This is a genomic window from Nocardia rhamnosiphila NBRC 108938, from assembly GCF_000720425.1.
GTDB classification, from domain to species: Bacteria; Actinomycetota; Actinomycetes; order Mycobacteriales; family Mycobacteriaceae; genus Nocardia; species Nocardia rhamnosiphila.
In genome coordinates this window covers 233,108-249,600 of sequence record NZ_JOAJ01000010.1, presented here as the reverse complement: position 1 = coordinate 249,600, position 16,493 = coordinate 233,108, and the positions used below count along the sequence as shown (strand labels likewise).

The following is a 16,493-nucleotide window of genomic DNA, read 5'->3' as shown; positions in this document are numbered from 1 at the left end:
GACACCGCCGTGTCGTCCGCGTCGGTGCCCGAGATGCTCCGGGCGAGGATCGCCCGTGGGAAGCCCGAGACGTGGCCGACCGGCTCGCGCGGCCGGTCGGCGGCCTTCGTCACGAATACCGAGCACGCGACGGTGCTGCTGTTCGACGGTGCGGGTGATCCCGGTGAGCACGCGGTGGACCCGGGCGCGCACCGGGTGGTCGATCGCTGAGCGGATGCCGCTACGAGTCCTCGGTGGCACGCGGGCCGAGCACGAGATCGGTGGTCCGGGCCTGCACCGCCGCGCGGTCGGTGCCGTCGAGCGGGTCGGCGGCCAGGAAGTGCATCCCGATCCGCGCGCAGAAGGCGAGTAGGCTGCGGGCCTCCACTTCCACGGGATCGGTGAAGTAGGTGCCGATCATTTCGCGCAGTAACGCCATGCGCTGGTTGTCCACCCGGCGCAGGCGGGCCGCGACCTCGTCGTCGCGCCGGGCCCAGTCGCGTACGGCGAGGTCGATGGGCAGCAGTTCGGGGGAGAGGGTGAGTGCCCCGGCCCGCTGGATCTTGGTGCGCGCGTCGCCGCCTTCGCGCGTGACACTGTCCAGGACGTCGTCGATGCTGCGCCGCTCCCAGGTGTCCAGCATCGCCTCGAGCAGGGCGTTGCGGTCGGCGAAGTACCCGTAGAAACCGCCCTTGGTCACGCCGAGCGATTTCGCGAGCGCTTCGACGCGGACGGCATCGGGGCCGCCGCGGGCCAGGGCACGGAGCCCTTCGTCGATCCAGCCGGTGCTCGTCGTCCGTACCGCGCCCATGTGTCTCCTCTCACGGACCGAGATCTATACGCCACCGTATATTCGCGCTAGCGTCTTATATACGCCAGCGTATAACAGGAAGTGGGTGTCGAAGATGACCGAGAATTCCGAGCTTCGCCCGGACGGCGCCGAGCCGGTCGCCCGGCGGCAGTACGAGATCGGCGCATCGATCCGGGCACACAGTGGTATGGCGATCTACGACTACGCCGACCAGTTCACGATCGACACGTCGCCCGGCGTGGCCGCGACGCCGGAAGAGTGGGCGTGCACCGCGCTCGGCGAAGTGGCCGGTGCGCGGGGGCAGTTCGTCTGGCGGGTCGTGCTGGGCCTGCGGTTGCGGCGCCGATCGACGGCCGGACAGGTGGCCGGCTGGCCGATCGTCGAACGCGGCGCCACCTGGATCACCCTGGGAGCTCGATCGTGGCTGATCAGCGGGCGTCTGGTGGTCGAGCTCGCCGACGGTACCGCTTCGGTGGCCACCTTCGTCCACTACGAACGCCGGATGGGCGAGCGGGTCTGGGCCGCCGTCTCCCCGGGGCATCGACGTTTCGCGCCATTACTGCTGACCGAGGCGTCACGAATTCTGTCCGTCCGGTAGGGACGCGGCCATATCGAACGGACGCACCGCGGCGTCCGGGCGGGCTACGTCCGGCGGACCCGGCCGCCGGACGTAGCCCCATCCCCGGTCATTCCGCGCCACCGGCCAGCAACGCGGCATTGATCACCGTGGACAGCGGGGGCAGCAGGCCGTCGCGTTCCGGCGGTACGACCCAATTGCATCCCTCGCGATTCCAGCGGCCCAGCCCGGTGGGCAGCATGACCGCACTCCCCACCCACGGGATATCGATATCGATGCGCTGCAGCATCTCGACCACTTCCGGATCCGGCCGGCGATCCGGGTAGGCCAGGAAGCTCCAGCGAATCTGGCGGGCGAGCATGGGAACTCGGATCTCCCGTGAATCCAGTAGGTCGCGTACGGCTTTCGCGCGTTCGGTCGGTAGGTGGACGACGCAGGCCCGGCTGGTGATCGGCAGCATGACGAAACCGCCGCGTTCGGTGGCCGGTAACCCGAATTCGTGGCGATAGTACGCGGCCCAGTCGTCGACCGTTCTGAGCTTTTCCACGTTCACGGTGAACCCCTTGCCTCCTGCTGCCGAGCCTCCCTGGCGTGCCGAGCCACGGCCTGTGCCGGTCTCGCCGACCTGTCTTTCCAGGATCGCGTCCGCACCGGCGCGTCGGAACCGCCTACACGCTCCCGTTCCACTGCCCTTGCGCTGCCATTGCCGGTGATGGCGAATTTCCTTGTGGTTGCAGTCACATTCGGCTCGTACCCTGGAGAAGGAAATCGTTCGGAAAGGGTGACAACGTGGTCGGCCAGTGGTCTGGAAAGGAGGCCCGGGCGCTTCGCGAGGCCAAGCGGATGAGTATCCGGGAGTTCGCGGCACATCTGGGTGTGCACGAACGACTGGTGTCCAAATGGGAGGCCGGGGGCGACCGGGTGCATCCGCGTCCGGTCAATCAGGCTGCCCTGGATACCTGTCTCGCCCGATCCGACGATGTCGAACGGACCCGGTTCGCGGCATTGACCGTTCCCGAACCTGCTCCCGGTCCGCTGCTGGACGCCGGCCGGTACGCCGCGCCCAGCGGATATTCCAATGACGCCGAACTCCTGGCCCTCATCGATACCGGTGCGGCCCGCGGGGAAGGGCTGGCGGCGATTTCGGAGAGGGATCTGATCATGGCGGCAGCGCACGAGGCGAGCGAACACGCGGGCCGGGCGGCGAGTACGAATATCGGTCCGAGCACGCTGGACCAGCTCGACGCCGATGTCACGCGGATCGCCAACGACTACGTGCACACCCCGCCGATGCCGATGATGGTCGAGATGCTGCGGGTGCGGCGCCGGGTGTACCGGCTGCTGGAGGGCCATCAGCGGCCCTCGGATACCGGCCACCTATATCTACTGGCGGGCTCGCTGTCGGGGCTGCTCGCCAACGCGAGTACCGATCTCGGCTATCTCGATGCCGCCGGGGAGCAGATCCGGGCCGCCTGGGCGTACGCGGAACTGTGCGGCCACAACGGGTTACGGGCCTGGGCGCGCGGGATGCACGCGCTGATCGAATACTGGTCCGAACGGCCGCACCGGGCGCTACAGCTGGCACAGCACGGTCAGGAGTACGCGGATTCGGCCACCGCCGCGGTGCGCCTGCACAATATCGAGGCACGGATCTGGTCGAAGATCGGGAGCGCCGCCGATACCGAACGGTGCATCCGCGCCGCCGCCGACGCGAGTTCCGGAGCCGGAATCGACAGCCTGCACGACGAGGTGGGCGGGGTGTTCGGTTTCTCCGACGCCAAGGCCGGCTATTACGCGGGCGCGACCTATATCCATCTCGGCCTGGCCGAACCCGCGCTGGCGGCCACCGAACGCACGATCGAGCTCTACCGGACCGGCCCGGCCCGGCAGCGTTCCTATGGCGCCGAATCCCTGGCCCGCGTCGATTCGGCCGCCGCCCATCTGATCAACGGCAGCCTCGACGGCGCCACGGCGGCACTGCTGCCGGTCTTGGCGCTCGACGAGGACAAACGGATCGCCCAGTTGGAGGAACGCCTCACGGGCCTGCGGCGGCGGATCTGCGCGCCGGCTTTCCGCGGGGTCGCCGAGGCGCGGGCTCTCGACGAGCGGATCGAGGAATTCTGCGGGGCGACCGCGTCCCGCAGCCTGCCTCCGGGCAGCGGGTAACCGGCTCTCCCGTGCGGGCGCGCGGGAGGTGATCGAACGGGCTCGGGAGCGGCGCGATATCGACCGGTTTCCCGGCCCTGTGCAGGCCGGGGGCCCGGCGTGCGTGTTCCGGGCGGCGGTAACGGACCGGCACCGGGCCGGGGCGGGCCGGATATCCGCTTGCCCCTGGTGGCACCATGGATCGGGTGAGTACTGGCCATTCGCACCCCGCGCCCCGGATTCTGGAGCAGTCCAAGAAGCTGCAGAATGTCGTCTACGAGATCCGTGGACCGGTACACGCACACGCGGCACGGCTGGAATCCGAGGGCCACCGGATCATGAAGCTCAATATCGGCAACCCCGCGCCGTTCGGCTTCGAAGCCCCCGATGTGATCATGCGGGATATGATCGCCGCCCTGCCGACCGCGCAGGGCTACTCCGAGTCCAAGGGCATATTGCCCGCTCGCCGGGCGATCGTGACCCGCTACGAGCTGGTCCCCGGTTTCCCGGAACTCGATGTCGACGATGTCTACCTCGGTAACGGGGTCTCCGAACTCATCACCATCACCATGCAGGCGTTGCTGGACAACGGGGACGAGGTGCTGATCCCGGCACCCGACTATCCGCTCTGGACGGCGATGACCAGCCTGGCCGGCGGCACCCCGGTGCACTACCTGTGCGACGAGGCCAGTGGCTGGCAGCCCGATATCGCCGATATCGAATCGAAGATCACCGAACGCACCAAGGCGCTGCTGGTGATCAACCCCAACAATCCGACCGGTGCGGTGTACTCGGCGGAGGTACTGCAGCAACTCGTCGACCTGGCGCGCAAGCACCGGCTGCTGCTGCTGGCGGACGAGATCTACGACAAGATCCTCTACGACGACGCCAAGCACATCTCGCTCGCGTCGCTGGCGCCCGATCTGCTGTGCCTCACCTTCAACGGCCTGTCCAAGGCGTACCGGGTGGCCGGTTACCGGTCCGGCTGGCTGGCCATCACGGGGCCGAAGGAGCACGCCGCCGGGTTCCTGGAGGGCGTGGATCTGCTCGCGTCGTCGCGGCTGTGCCCGAATGTGCCCGCGCAGCACGCCATTCAGGTAGCGCTCGGGGGTTATCAGAGCATCGAGGATCTGATCCTGCCGGGCGGACGGTTGCTGGAACAGCGTGATGTGGCCTGGGAGCGATTGAATGCGATTCCCGGCGTGTCGTGCGTGAAACCCAAAGGCGCGCTGTATGCGTTCCCTAGGCTGGACCCCGAGGTACACGAGATCCACGACGACGAGAAGCTGGTCCAGGACCTGTTGCTACAGGAGAAGATCCTGATGGTGCAGGGCACCGGTTTCAACTGGCCGCATCATGATCATTTGCGGATCGTAACCCTGCCCTGGGCTCGCGATCTGGCCGTTGCCATAGAGCGTTTCGGCAATTTCCTCACGAGCTATCGACAGTAGTCGGGCGGGTAACTCCGGGTTAAAACCGACTCTCCATCCGGAATAAACCCAATTTTCCGAACCTACTGGCACAAAAGAGGATCCTGTGTGTACAGTGGTCCTCGGCACCTCAAAGTGCCCGGCCAGGTTGTCTACCCCCCCTGGGCAACCTGGTCCTCGGGTTAGGCCGCCTACCCCCCTGGGCCGCCTGCCCGCGGGCGGCGGAGACATCCCCCTGCTCTCCGCCGCCCCTTCCCGAGGTTCTCGGAAATATCGCGAAATCGCAGCGTAAGCCGCATCTGCCGGTCACATGGGCCTTCTGTGAATCCTCTAGGCTGACCGGGGTGAGCGACCACCATCACCATCACGACCACTCCCGGCCGATCGCCATCGGCGCGACCGCCGCCCGCGTCGTGGTCGGTTTGCTGGTCGCCATCGGAATCGTTGTCGTCGTCGCCACGATCGCCCTGTGGCCCGACCGCCAGCAGGTCGAGATCCCGCTGCCCATGCAGAACGCCGACGGAACCGCGGTGGTCACCGAAGCCGGAAAGGTGATCCGGCAGGATATCGGCGCCTGCGGCAGTCCGTCCATCGGCCGCGTCTTCGACGGTGAACCCCAGCCGCCCACCATGCAGGTCTACGACTGCCAGCGGAGTCTGATCGCCATCGAATCCGGTCCGCACGAGGGTGAACACACGCTTCTCGAAATCGCGCCGGGCCCCGGGCAACCCGATCTGGCCGCCGGTGACGACCTGCGGATCGTGCGGCAGACCGGGCCGGACGGGACACCGCTGTACTCGTTCGACGATTACGCGCGGGGTATGCCGCTGAGCCTGATCGTGCTGGCCTTCGTCGTGGTGATCGTGGTGGTCGCCCGCTGGCGCGGGGTCCGGGCGCTGCTCGGACTGGTTTTCGCGTTCGCGGTGCTGGTGTTCTTCCTGCTCCCCGCGCTGCTCGACGGAAAGCCCGCGATACCGGTGGCGCTGGTCGCCGGCTCGCTGATCCTGTACGCGGTCCTGTATCTGGCGCACGGGGTGAACTTGCGCACCAGTTCCGCGCTGCTGGGCACCCTCACCTCCATGGTGGTGGCGGCGGTGCTGTCCTGGCTGACCATCGAAGCGACGACGCTGACCGGTCTGTCCGAAGAGCAGAACACCAATGTCGCAACATATATCGAGCATGTCAGCATCACCGGCCTGCTGCTGGCCGGATTCATCATCGGTTCACTCGGCGTGCTCAACGATGTGACCATCACCCAGGCGTCCGCGGCATTCGAACTCGCGGAACTGGACAAGAAGGCGACCCGGCGCGAAGTGTTCGCCGCGGCCATGCGAGTGGGCCGCGACCATATCGCCAGCACCGTGTACACCCTGGTGCTGGCCTATGCCGGTGGGGCGCTGCCGCTGCTGCTGCTGTTCAGTGTGGCGGGCCGGCCGATCCGGGATGTGCTGGTAGGCGACGCGGTGGCCATCGAGATCGCGCGGTCGGCGGTGGGCGGCATCTGCCTGGCGCTGTCGGTGCCCCTGACGACCGGTATCGCGGTCATGCTGGCCCGGCCCTTCGGCAACAAGCCCACCGGCGGTCCGGCCACCCCGGGCCGGCGGACCGCGGCGGCCCGGCACTCGGATACCGGTACGCACCGTAAGGTCGCTCGCCCGGGTGGTTCCGAAGGCGGCCCGCCGCGCAACCGCTCCGGCCGTGGTTATCAGCCGTGGCCGACGACCGGGGAACAGCCACGGGTACCGCGCAACCCCGGTGATCAGCGTCCCGGCCCGCGAACCGGTGAGACACCGGTGACACGGGGCGGGCAGTACGGACCGCCACGGTCCGCGCAGCGGTATCCCGGCCGGCCGGAGCCGGGCGACCGGCCGGCCGGACCGCCGCGTCCGGACAACCAGTGGCCGAACAGCGGTGAGCAACGCGAGATCCGCCGGCGGCGTCCGGGCCGTCCCGGTCCGGGCTGAGCTGTCGGCGCGGCCCGGAAGATACGCCGGTTCGGTCCTGTCAGCGGCTCGGCGGTGGCGGAAACAGCGGTGGAATGGTCGGGAGCACGATCGGCGGCAGACCCGGCACCTGGAAGGTGTTCGGGCCGGTGGTGGTCGTGGGCGTCTCGGTCTCCCGAGGCGCGGCCACCGGAGGCGGCTCGGCCAGCGATTCGTGCTCCGGCGCGGTGGTCAGCGATGCGCCCGCCATTCCGGGCCGAGCCGTGGGCGAGGTCGCCGAACTCGCCGGCGGTGGGGTCGTGCCTTCGACGGTGGTCGATTCCTGGCGGAACATGTGCTGGCCGTAGCCGAGACCGATACCGATCGCGGCCACCACCACCAGTGCGCTCACGGCCACCGCGGCGACGCCGAGCTCACGACGCCGGCGCTGCGGGGGTTCGCGGAACGACCGCCGGGGCAGTAGCTTCTGCGGAATCCGCAGCGCGATGGTGGGTGGATCCTCCTCGGGCGTCAATTGCGGAGCTGTGGACAGGACCGGGCGCGCCGCCACGGTCTGCGGCACCGCAGCGGTGCCGGTCGAGTACTTCTCGGGGCCGGGGCGCTCGGTGGCGGGACCGGTGCGTGCCACGGAGTCGGCCGGCAGGTCCACCGCGCTACCGGCGGGCGGGCCGAAGATTCCGGGTTGTGGCATGGGCATCTTCGGCCGCGAAACGGCCGGAGCGACAACGGTCGTTTTCGTTGCGGCGTCGTCCGGTGCTGCCGGGGGGCTTTCGAGTTCGGCCCCGAAAATGCCGACCTGTGGTGTGGGCGGGGAGGCCGGAGGATCGGTGGCCTGCGCCGCGGCGGCCACAAGCGGCGACGCCGAACTACCCGAACGCTGCGGGACAGCGGCCGCCCGCGACTCCGGCGCCAGCTGCGCAAGCAGGGCGGCGCCCCGCGCCGTCGCCGCCTCCGGCTCCGGTGGCACCAGCACCGGCATCTCCAGTATTTCCCGGAGCGTGCGGCTGACCAGCGGGATACGGACGCCGCCGCCCACCGCGAGCACAGCCTGCACCGGACGGCCTGAACGGCCGATGATCTCGCGGGTGGAGTGGACCGAGCTCTCGACCGCCCGGGCGATGAGGGCGGTGAAATTCTCCTGGGTGAGCAGCACCGGTCCGTAATCGCTGGGCAGCGCCACCGCGGAGGTCCCCGAAAGCTTTTCCTTCGCCGAGCGGCACAGCGTATCCAGCCGCGCCAGACCGTCCGGGTCGGGCGGATGGGCGATCCGGCCGGAATTGATCTGCTGCTCCCGGATCAGCGAATCGAAGTATTCGCCGCTGATATCACCGGTGCGTTCGGTGTGCACGATCTGCCCACCGGCGACCTCCACCACAGTGACCGACAGACCGGAGGCGCCCAGGTCGTAGACACCGAGCGTGCTGACCCCGGCCAGTGCGCCCGAGGCGGTGGCGAATTCGAGCGTGGCCTCGATATCGGGCACGATGTCGTAGTCGTCGAGCCCGTGTTCGGCCATCGCCACGTGCACGGCCTCGGCCTGCAACTCGTCGCGGCAGGCCAGGACGGTCCGGGCTATCCCGGGGTCGGAGTTCAACGCGGCGGCCACCGAGAGCGCGGCCCGCTCGGCGCTCGGGGTCTCGCTCGGGACGACGAAGGTCCGCAGCTCGAACGACTGTGGGTCGGACGTCGCGGCGCCCGCAGGTGGGCGCGCCAAGCGGATCGCGCCGGTTCCCACCGACACTCCCAGTGCTGAACTCATCGGCAGCCCATCCGTACTTCCCGCTTCACGATCTGCGAGCGTCGCCCGGTCGATGGTGACGGCTCATCCCCCGAACCACTCTTCCGACACTACCGCCCGGTCCCGTCGCCGCGGGAGGCAGCAGCCACCGGCGTGCGCGGACCGGCCCCACGATGCTACGGGGTGCCCAGCCCCGCGTACACCCATCCGGCCGAGCGCCAGGCGGCCCGATCGAGACAATTGCGACCGTCGATGATCGAGCGTGCCCGCACCACGGGGTCCAGGTCCTGCGGGCGCAACTGCACGAATTCGTTCCATTCGGTGAGCACCAGCACCACATCGGCGCGTTCGCAGGCTTCCACCACCGAGGTGGCGTAGTTCAGTGTGGGAAAGACGCGACGGGAGTTCTCCAGAGCCTTCGGGTCGAAGACGGTGACGACCGCGCCGTGCAGCTGGATCATGCCGGCCACGTTCAGCGCGGGCGAGTCGCGCACGTCGTCGGATTCGGGTTTGAACGCCGCGCCGAGCACCGCCACGTTCGCGCCGAGCAGTGACCCGCCGCAGGCACGGGCCGCCATATCCACCATCTTGGTGCGGCGTCGCATATTGATGTTGTCGACCTCGCGCAGGAAGGCCAGCGCGTGGTCGGCGCCGAGTTCCCCGGCCCGGGCCATGAAGGCGCGAATGTCCTTGGGCAGGCAGCCGCCGCCGAAGCCGACCCCGGCGTTGAGGAAGCGGCGGCCGATACGGGCGTCGTAACCGAGAGCGTCGGCCAGCACCGTGACATCGGCACCGGTCGCTTCGCACACCTCGGACACCGCGTTGATGAAGGAGATCTTGGTCGCCAGGAACGCGTTGGCGGACACCTTGACCAGTTCCGCGGTGGCCAGATCGGTGAGCAGGAAGGGGACCTCGGCAGCCAGTAGCTCCGCGTACAGCTCCTCCACCACCTCGCGCACCCAGGCCGACCGCTCCCGCTGCTCGTCCACGCCGAGCACCAGCCGGTCCGGCCGCAGGGTGTCGTTGACCGCGAAGCCCTCACGCAGGAATTCGGGATTCCAGGCGACCTCCACGTCCACCGCGGCGAGGGCGCGGGCGCGGCGACCGAGTTCGGCGGCGGTCCCCACCGGGACCGTGGACTTGCCGATGATCACCGACGGGCGGGTGATGAGCGGTGCGAGCGTATCCACGACCGCGTGCACATATTTCAGGTCGGCGGCGTACTCACCCTTCTTCTGCGGAGTGCCGACCCCGAGGAAATGGACGTCGGCGTGCTCGGCCGCCTCGGCATAGGAGGTGGTGAACCTGAGCCGGCCCGCGTCGAGATTGCGGCGCAGCACCGCCTCGAGGCCGGGTTCGTAGAAAGGAGTGACACCGTCGGAGAGTTTCGCGACTTTGCCCGGATCGATATCGACCCCGATCACATCGTGTCCGAGCTCGGCCATACACGCTGCGTGCGTGGCCCCCAGGTACCCGGTTCCGAAGACTGTGCATCGCATGATCGATTGGTAATCCCCGCCGGTGCACACACCAGAAAACCGAGGCGAGGTACCGGGCAACAGCAGATGTACACCGGGCGACGCGGATCGCCGAACAGCGCTGACCAGGGCGTACCTCCGCATTCGCTCCGGCCGTGCGCTCTTTGCGTACCTCCGCATTCGCTCCGGCCGTGCGCTCTTTGCGTACCTCCGGGTTCGCTCCGGCCGTGCGCTCTTTGCGTACCTCCGGGTTCGCTCCGGTCGTGCGCTCTTTGCGTACCTCCGGGTTCGCTCCGGTCGTGCGCTCTTTGCGTACCTCCGGGTTCGCTCCGGTCGTGCGCTTCCTGGGTGCCTTCGCGTTCGCTCCGGCTGTGTCCGGTCCGCGTGCCGCGCTTTCGGCCGGGCATACGCGTCCTGTGGATCTCTGTGGATGGACCGTGCCCGTTAGGATCGCGGCAGTGCGCCGCCGACTCGTCCTCGCCGCGGGAGTGGTCTCTGTCGTCGTGCTGGTCTTCGGACTGTGGCCGGTCTATGTGAGCCCGCAGCGTGAGGAGCCCGCGCCCGCCGATGCGATCCTGGTGCTCGGCGGTGCCCACGACGGACGGGAAGAGCTGGGGCTCGGGCTGGCCCGCGCGGGATACGCGCCGCGGGTGCTGATCTCCAACCCCTACGAGGACAGCCCCCTGGTGAACCGGATCTGTCACGGCGGATACAGCTTCGAAGTGGTCTGCTTCGATCCCTCGCCACGGACGACGCGGGGTGAGGGACGTTATCTCGCCGATCAGGCGCGCAAGCACGGGTGGGAGCGGGTCATCGTGGTCACCTTCACCCCGCACATATCCCGGGCCAGGTTCGTTCTGGGGAAGTGCTGGGACGGGCAACTGCTGTTCGTGGACACCCGTCCGCGGCTGTCGGTGCCGCGCTGGGCCTACGACTATGTCTATCAATCAGTGGGGTACGCGAAGGCGATTTTCGAGGATTGCCGGGACTAGTCCGGAGGATTTCCCGAAGCTTTGATGGCATATGCCGTCAGTTTGACGCGGTGCCGGTGACCTGGCTACATTCGCACTAGCACCGGTAGTCGCCGGACCTGCTGCGACGACGCATGAAGCCTTCGGGAGCGTGTATGGATTACGACTGGTCGGAGGGCGAACGGGCCTTCCGAGACGAGGTACGAACGTTCCTGGCCGAGAAGCTGACGCCCGAGGTGAGTACCGCGGGCCGGCTGATGACCAGTGTCTACTCCGATCACGAGGCGAGCCTGGAATGGCAGCGCATCCTGCACGAGCGGGGTTGGGCGGCGCCGCACTGGCCGGTCGAGTACGGCGGCTGCGACTGGTCGCTCACCCAGCACTACATATTCAGCCGGGAACTGACCCTGGCCGGCGCCCCCGCGCTGTCGCCGATGGGGATCCGGATGGTCGCCCCGGCCCTGATCGCGTTCGGTACCGACGAGCAGAAGAACTACTTCCTGCCCCGCATCCTCACCGGTGAGGTCTTCTTCTGTCAGGGATACTCCGAGCCCGAAGCCGGGTCCGACCTCGCCGCGTTGAACATGTCCGCGATCTCCGACGGCGACGACCTCATCTGCTCCGGTAGCAAGATATGGACCACCCACGCCACCGAGGCGAACTGGATCTTCGCGCTGGTCCGCACCTCGCGCGCGGGCAAGAAACAGCAGGGCATCACCTTCTTGCTGATGGATATGACCGCGCCCGGAATCGAGATCCGGCCGCTGGTGATGAGCTCGGGCGAGCAGGTCCAGAATCAGATCTTCTTCGACAATGTGCGGGTGCCCAAGAGCAATGTGCTCGGGCAGATCGACGACGGCTGGACCGTCGCCAAATACCTGCTCGTCCACGAGCGCGGCGGCGGGGCCATGGCCCCGGCACTGCAGGCCATGGCCCAGAACATCGCCACCGCCGCGGCCGGACAGCCCGGACGCGACGGCAACCCGCTCAGCGAGGACCCGCATTTCGCGGCGCAGCTGGCGGACGCGCGGATCCGCACCGAGGTACTGGAGGTACTGGAATTCCGCACCCTGGCCGCCATGGCCCAGGGCAAGGATCTGGGCACCTCCTCGTCCATGCTGAAGATCCTGTCCACCGAGCTCAGCCAGCAGCTCACCGAACTCGCGCTCACCGCCGCCGGACCCCGCGGCCGGGTCTACCAGCCGCACGCCACCGCGCCCGGCGGCCCGATCGCCGAGTACACCCCGCCCGCCGACGGTTACCTCAGCGGCGCCGACTGGCAGGCCGTCGCGCCGCTGCGCTATTTCAACGATCGCGCCGGTTCGATCTACGCGGGCAGTAACGAAATCCAGCGAAATATCCTCGCCAAGGCAGCATTGGGGCTCTGATGGACTTCACCTTCACCGACGAACAGCAGATGCTGCGCGACGCGGTCTCCGGTTTTCTCGCCGCCCGATACGACCTGGTGAAAAGCCGTACCGCGGTCAAATCCGGTCCCGGCTGGCAGCCAGAGATCTGGCGCGGGCTGGCCGAGCTGGATGTCCTGGGCCTGACCCTGCCGGAGGAATCCGGGGGTTCGGGCGGCGGCCCGATCGAAGGCATGATCATCGCCGAGGAGCTGGGCCGCGCCCTGGTCGTCGAACCCTATGTCGACACCGTGGTGGTCGGCGGCGGTCTGCTGCGCCGCTCGGGTGGCGAGCAGGCCGGGGAGCTGCTGCGGGGCATCGCGAGCGGTGACGTCCGGTCCGCCTTCGCCGCGCTCGAACCGCAGTCCGGCGAAGTGCGCCACGATGTTTCGACGACCGCACGTCGTGACGGGGACGACTGGGTGCTCGACGGATCGAAGATCGTGGTCACCGGCGTGCCCGTCGCAACGCATCTGATCATCTCCGCGCGCACCTCCGGAGAGCGTCGCGATCAGGACGGGATCTCGCTGTTCCTGGTGGAATTCGATCCCGCTTCGCCGCCGGCCGGCCTCGAGGTGCACCAGTACCGCACCATCGACGACCGCGTCGCCGCCGACCTCACCATGGAGAACTTCCGGGTGCCCGCGGGCGCGCTCCTGGGCGAGGAGGGCCGGGCCTGGCCCGCCATCGACGCCACCATCGACGAGGCGATCGCGGCGGTTGCCTCGGAAGCCGTCGGCCTGATGCGCAAGGTCCTCGACGATACCGTCGAATACACCAGGCAGCGGCAGCAGTTCGGAGTTCCGATCAGCAGTTTCCAGGCGCTACAACACCGGATGGTCGATATGCTGATCGAACTCGAGCAGAGTATCGCCGCCGCCTATCTGGCCGCGTACGCCGTGGAAGCCGAACCCGCCGAGCGAGCCCGAGCGGTTTCGGCCGCCAAGGTGACGATCGGCCGGGCGACCCGTTTCATCGGCCAGAATTCGGTCCAGCTGCACGGTGCGATGGGTATGACCGAGGAATTGGCCATCGGTCACTATTTCAAGCGCCTCACCGCAATCGAATACGAATTCGGTTCCAGCTCCGATCATCTCGCGCGCTATATCGCGGCGACGAAACCCTGATCGGACCGCACCCCACTCATCCGTGCGCCCGGGTGGGGTGCGGAAGGCCCGGTCGCGTGGTGGTTCGTCCAGAGGGGGATCACCGCGCGGCCGGGACCGGAATCAGTATTCGAGTTCCGTCCACGAAATGGTTATGGGGAAGGGGAATTCGATGCGTATGCCGTCCGGGTCCCCCGGGCTCCATTCGCCGGCGAGGAGATAGTTGGCCGACCGGAGCGGGCGTACGCCTCCGGGCAGTCGCCCGGGGCCGGTCTCCAGCCCGTAGGCGCGAACCGTTGCTATCGCGCTCACTTCCCGGGCCAAGGTGACCTCCCAGTACCAAGGGATGCCTGCGCTTGCGTACCGGCCTTTTTTCGCCTCCATGTCGGTTTGGGTATTCGACGGTGACAGAACCTCGCCGACCAGCAGCGTTGTATTTGCGCGAGTATCCTCGAACGGCGTCTTCGGACACCGGCACACCAGGAAGTCCGGGGTCAAGAAGTCGGACTTACCGTGACTGCCCAGAAATACGTTGGTCTCGGATTCGACCCGCCAGCAATGTTGCGGGTCTGCTGACATGGTCTTCCGGGCGCAGCTTTCGAGTGCGTTCGTCAGGCGGCGGCTGAAAGCTTGGTGCTCCATGGGTCCACGGCGCAGCCATACCACGCGCCCGTCCCACAGCTCGATCTGCTCGGCGATCTCTTCGGGTAGCTGCTCGAGTTCCTCCCATGTCATGTACTCGGGAAGCTCGGGCCGTTCGGTGTGCGGCAGCGACATGGCACCATCGTATGCCTGGTCAGGCCCGTATTCGCCACATCGATCCGGACTCGGTCACCCTATCGCGGCCCGGATCGCCGTCTCGACCGCCGAGAACGGTCCGGGTCCGGTGATACGCAACGGTTGGGCCGGCTCGAGGTTGGGCTGAGCGAGGAATCGGGGGTGGGACCCACGGTTCGGCTGACCCGCGTGGACCAGGAACGGGTGGCAGAGGTAGACATCGCCGGCGCGGCCGGTGGCGTGGGCGGTCGGGAGACCGGCGGTGGCCGGGTCGGCCCGGGCGGCGAGCTCGCGGGCGTCGAGACCGGCGTCGCCTTCCGGTTCGAGTATCCGGGCCACCTCTCTGTGCGAGCCCACCCGCAGCCGGGTGGGCGCCTCCCGCTCGCCGGTATCGGAGAACAGGAACAGCATCAGTAGCGCTCGATTCCTCGAATGGATATTGATGCGCCAGCTCAGATAATCGGTGGGCGACGAATCGGGGCCGGGGAAACTCGCGTCGACATGCCAGCCGTCGAGGACGGCCGTCTCCTGACCCGGAAAGCGGATCACGAAACCGCCGAGACTACGGCGTGGCGCCCAGCGCCCGGGACCGACGAGCGCATCGTAGGCCGAGCACAGCCGCGGGGTGGCCGCGGCGGAGACAAAGGGCGCGCTCGTGTAATCCGGCCGGAAGGCCGCGGGGGTGGGCCAGCCGGCGGGGTCGTCGGGGGAGGCATGCAAATCCCGCCAGATGATCGTGCGGCACTCCTCGGCGAGTGCGCGCGGAAACGCGTCGGGGACATGGACATATCCGTTGTCGATGAACGAGGCCACCTGTACGTCGTCGAGCACGGGCCTATTGCAGCCGGTGCCGATACCTCGCGCCAGTGATTTTCCCGCACGCGGGGCGCGCATGCCCGGCACGACAGCACCCGCTGTGCTTCGTCCGCCCGAGCGCCGAGCCGATCTGTGCCGGTGGCCCGCATTTCCATCGGTTCCGGAATACCGTTCCGTCCCGCCGACTTGGACCGGGATATGACGAGCACACAGTTCGATCCGCGCACCCTGCTCAGCGAGAGCCGGCTCGGCGTCCTGGCCACCATCAAATCGAGCGGTCTGCCGCAGCTCTCGCCGGTTACCCCCTACTACGACCGTACGGCCGAGATCATCTACGTCTCGATGACCGAAGGCCGCGCCAAAACCGTGAACCTGCGCCGTGATCCGCGGGCCGCGCTGGAGGTCACCCGGGCCGACGGTTGGGCCTGGGCGACCGCGGAGGGCACGGTCACCCTCACCGGCCCCGGTACCGACCCGTACGGGCCGGAGGTGGAAGCGCTGGTCGACTACTACCGCAAGGCGGCGGGCGAACATCCGGACTGGGAGGAATACCGGACGGTCATGGTCTCCGACCGCCGGGTCCTCATGGAACTCGCGGTGGAGAACGTGTACGGCGCTGCGTTGCGCTGAACCGCACCTTCCTCGGCTTCGCACGGCGGTCGTACTGCTCGCGTATCGGTCGGTGCGCGTGGGCGGGTGACGGTCGGCACCGCGCGCTGCGTGCCGTGCCCGTGTGATCGCCGAGGCCCGTCGCGCGGCATCGGTGCCGCGCCGAAGGGGTGCGGCCACTGAATCTGTGCTCGGACGGCGCGCTCGCCCGCGACGCAACGGCGGACGGCACCTTCGGAGTCCACGAGGACGGAATCAATGGCCGGCAATCGGCTCCTCGACGGTGGCGGCGCCCGCGGGTGCTCGGGCGTCCCGTCCGGACAGCGGCACACCCGAGTCGAGCAGGATCGAGGCGAGTAGGTCCCGGGAGCGGGCCAGATCCGCGGCCAGCGCATCCATTCGGTCGATCTCGGTCCGCAGGACCGCGACGACTTCCGCGCAGGGCTCGATCCTTCCGATCGCGTCGCGGGTGCACGGCAGTACGCGGCGGATCACCTCGGTGGTGAGTCCCGCGGAAAGCAGAGCCCGGATACGGAGCACGGTGCCGACCGCGGACTCGTCGAAGCCGCGATAACCGTTGCCGCCGCGTACCGCCGTCAGCAGGCCCTGTCGTTCGTAGTACCGCAGGGCTCGCGTGCTGCTGCCGGTGCGTTGTGCCAGCTCGCCGATCCGCATATCGCTCACCTCGACTTGACCTTGACGCTGAT

Annotated in this window: 15 protein-coding genes and 1 pseudogene; 9 read left to right on the top strand and 7 right to left on the bottom strand. The window is 68.2% G+C overall.

Going from position 1 to position 16,493, the window contains the following annotated elements; all coding sequences use genetic code 11:
• Positions 1–33 precede the first annotated feature (33 nt).
• Positions 34–210: a hypothetical protein gene (locus tag IG75_RS0130665; protein ID WP_156059258.1), complete on the top strand. Its 177-nt coding sequence runs from the start codon at positions 34–36 to the stop codon at positions 208–210.
• A 10-nt stretch (positions 211–220) separates the two neighbouring features.
• Here IG75_RS0130665 and IG75_RS0130660 read toward each other — a convergent pair whose 3' ends face one another.
• Positions 221–790 (bottom strand): TetR/AcrR family transcriptional regulator, encoded by a 570-nt coding sequence (locus IG75_RS0130660; RefSeq protein ID WP_030524833.1) that lies wholly within the window; start codon positions 788–790, stop codon positions 221–223.
• A gap of 94 nt (positions 791–884) precedes the next feature.
• On the opposite strand from IG75_RS0130660, the gene IG75_RS0130655 reads away from it, so the two are divergent.
• Positions 885–1,388 carry a hypothetical protein gene (locus IG75_RS0130655; RefSeq protein WP_051715157.1) on the top strand — a complete coding sequence of 168 codons (504 nt, stop codon included), beginning with the start codon at positions 885–887 and terminating at the stop codon, positions 1,386–1,388.
• Positions 1,389–1,476: 88 nt separating this feature from the next.
• On the opposite strand, the gene IG75_RS0130650 is transcribed toward IG75_RS0130655, so the two are convergent.
• The gene (locus IG75_RS0130650) at positions 1,477–1,920 is read right to left on the bottom strand and encodes a hypothetical protein (protein WP_030524831.1); all 444 of its coding nucleotides are present in this window, start codon (positions 1,918–1,920) and stop codon (positions 1,477–1,479) included.
• 236 nt (positions 1,921–2,156) lie between these two features.
• On the opposite strand from IG75_RS0130650, the gene IG75_RS0130645 reads away from it, so the two are divergent.
• From IG75_RS0130645 to IG75_RS0130635, 3 genes and pseudogenes are all read left to right on the top strand, one after another.
• Positions 2,157–3,533: a helix-turn-helix domain-containing protein gene (locus tag IG75_RS0130645; protein ID WP_036515578.1), complete on the top strand. Its 1,377-nt coding sequence runs from the start codon at positions 2,157–2,159 to the stop codon at positions 3,531–3,533.
• Between the two features lie 176 nt (positions 3,534–3,709).
• Positions 3,710–4,963, top strand: coding sequence for a pyridoxal phosphate-dependent aminotransferase (locus tag IG75_RS0130640; RefSeq protein WP_030524829.1), 1,254 nt, complete (start codon positions 3,710–3,712; stop codon positions 4,961–4,963).
• A 323-nt stretch (positions 4,964–5,286) separates the two neighbouring features.
• Positions 5,287–6,564, top strand: a pseudogene (locus tag IG75_RS0130635) (YibE/F family protein); the annotation flags it as partial.
• A 382-nt stretch (positions 6,565–6,946) separates the two neighbouring features.
• Here IG75_RS0130635 and IG75_RS37610 read toward each other — a convergent pair.
• Together IG75_RS37610 and IG75_RS0130625 are read right to left on the bottom strand one after the other, a co-directional pair.
• Positions 6,947–8,644 (bottom strand): DUF7159 family protein, encoded by a 1,698-nt coding sequence (locus IG75_RS37610; RefSeq protein ID WP_081877243.1) that lies wholly within the window; start codon positions 8,642–8,644, stop codon positions 6,947–6,949.
• 155 nt (positions 8,645–8,799) lie between these two features.
• On the bottom strand, positions 8,800–10,122 hold the full coding sequence (locus tag IG75_RS0130625) for a UDP-glucose dehydrogenase family protein (RefSeq protein WP_030524826.1): 1,323 nt from the start codon (positions 10,120–10,122) through the stop codon (positions 8,800–8,802).
• 437 nt (positions 10,123–10,559) lie between these two features.
• Between IG75_RS0130625 and IG75_RS0130620 the strand changes: the two genes are divergently transcribed.
• The 3 genes from IG75_RS0130620 to IG75_RS0130610 all read left to right on the top strand — a co-directional run bounded on the left by IG75_RS0130620 (position 10,560) and on the right by IG75_RS0130610 (position 13,605).
• Positions 10,560–11,093, top strand: coding sequence for a YdcF family protein (locus tag IG75_RS0130620; RefSeq protein WP_081877242.1), 534 nt, complete (start codon positions 10,560–10,562; stop codon positions 11,091–11,093).
• 134 nt (positions 11,094–11,227) lie between these two features.
• The gene (locus IG75_RS0130615) at positions 11,228–12,460 is read left to right on the top strand and encodes an acyl-CoA dehydrogenase family protein (protein ID WP_030524824.1); all 1,233 of its coding nucleotides are present in this window, start codon (positions 11,228–11,230) and stop codon (positions 12,458–12,460) included.
• Positions 12,460–13,605 carry an acyl-CoA dehydrogenase family protein gene (locus IG75_RS0130610; protein ID WP_030524823.1) on the top strand — a complete coding sequence of 382 codons (1,146 nt, stop codon included), beginning with the start codon at positions 12,460–12,462 and terminating at the stop codon, positions 13,603–13,605. The genes IG75_RS0130615 and IG75_RS0130610 overlap by 1 nt, the downstream gene beginning before the upstream one ends.
• A 102-nt stretch (positions 13,606–13,707) precedes the next feature.
• Here the strand turns inward: IG75_RS0130610 and IG75_RS0130605 are convergent, their stop codons facing one another.
• Positions 13,708–14,361, bottom strand: coding sequence for a Uma2 family endonuclease (locus IG75_RS0130605; RefSeq protein ID WP_030524822.1), 654 nt, complete (start codon positions 14,359–14,361; stop codon positions 13,708–13,710).
• Positions 14,362–14,415: 54 nt separating this feature from the next.
• Positions 14,416–15,192 (bottom strand): phytanoyl-CoA dioxygenase family protein, encoded by a 777-nt coding sequence (locus IG75_RS0130600; protein ID WP_030524821.1) that lies wholly within the window; start codon positions 15,190–15,192, stop codon positions 14,416–14,418.
• Positions 15,193–15,375: 183 nt separating this feature from the next.
• Here IG75_RS0130600 and IG75_RS0130595 point away from each other — a divergent pair, with 183 nt between their 5' ends.
• Positions 15,376–15,807 carry a PPOX class F420-dependent oxidoreductase gene (locus IG75_RS0130595; protein ID WP_030524820.1) on the top strand — a complete coding sequence of 144 codons (432 nt, stop codon included), beginning with the start codon at positions 15,376–15,378 and terminating at the stop codon, positions 15,805–15,807.
• 234 nt (positions 15,808–16,041) lie between these two features.
• Here the strand turns inward: IG75_RS0130595 and IG75_RS0130590 are convergent, their stop codons facing one another.
• Positions 16,042–16,461 (bottom strand): MerR family transcriptional regulator, encoded by a 420-nt coding sequence (locus IG75_RS0130590; protein ID WP_081877259.1) that lies wholly within the window; start codon positions 16,459–16,461, stop codon positions 16,042–16,044.
• Positions 16,462–16,493 lie beyond the last annotated feature (32 nt).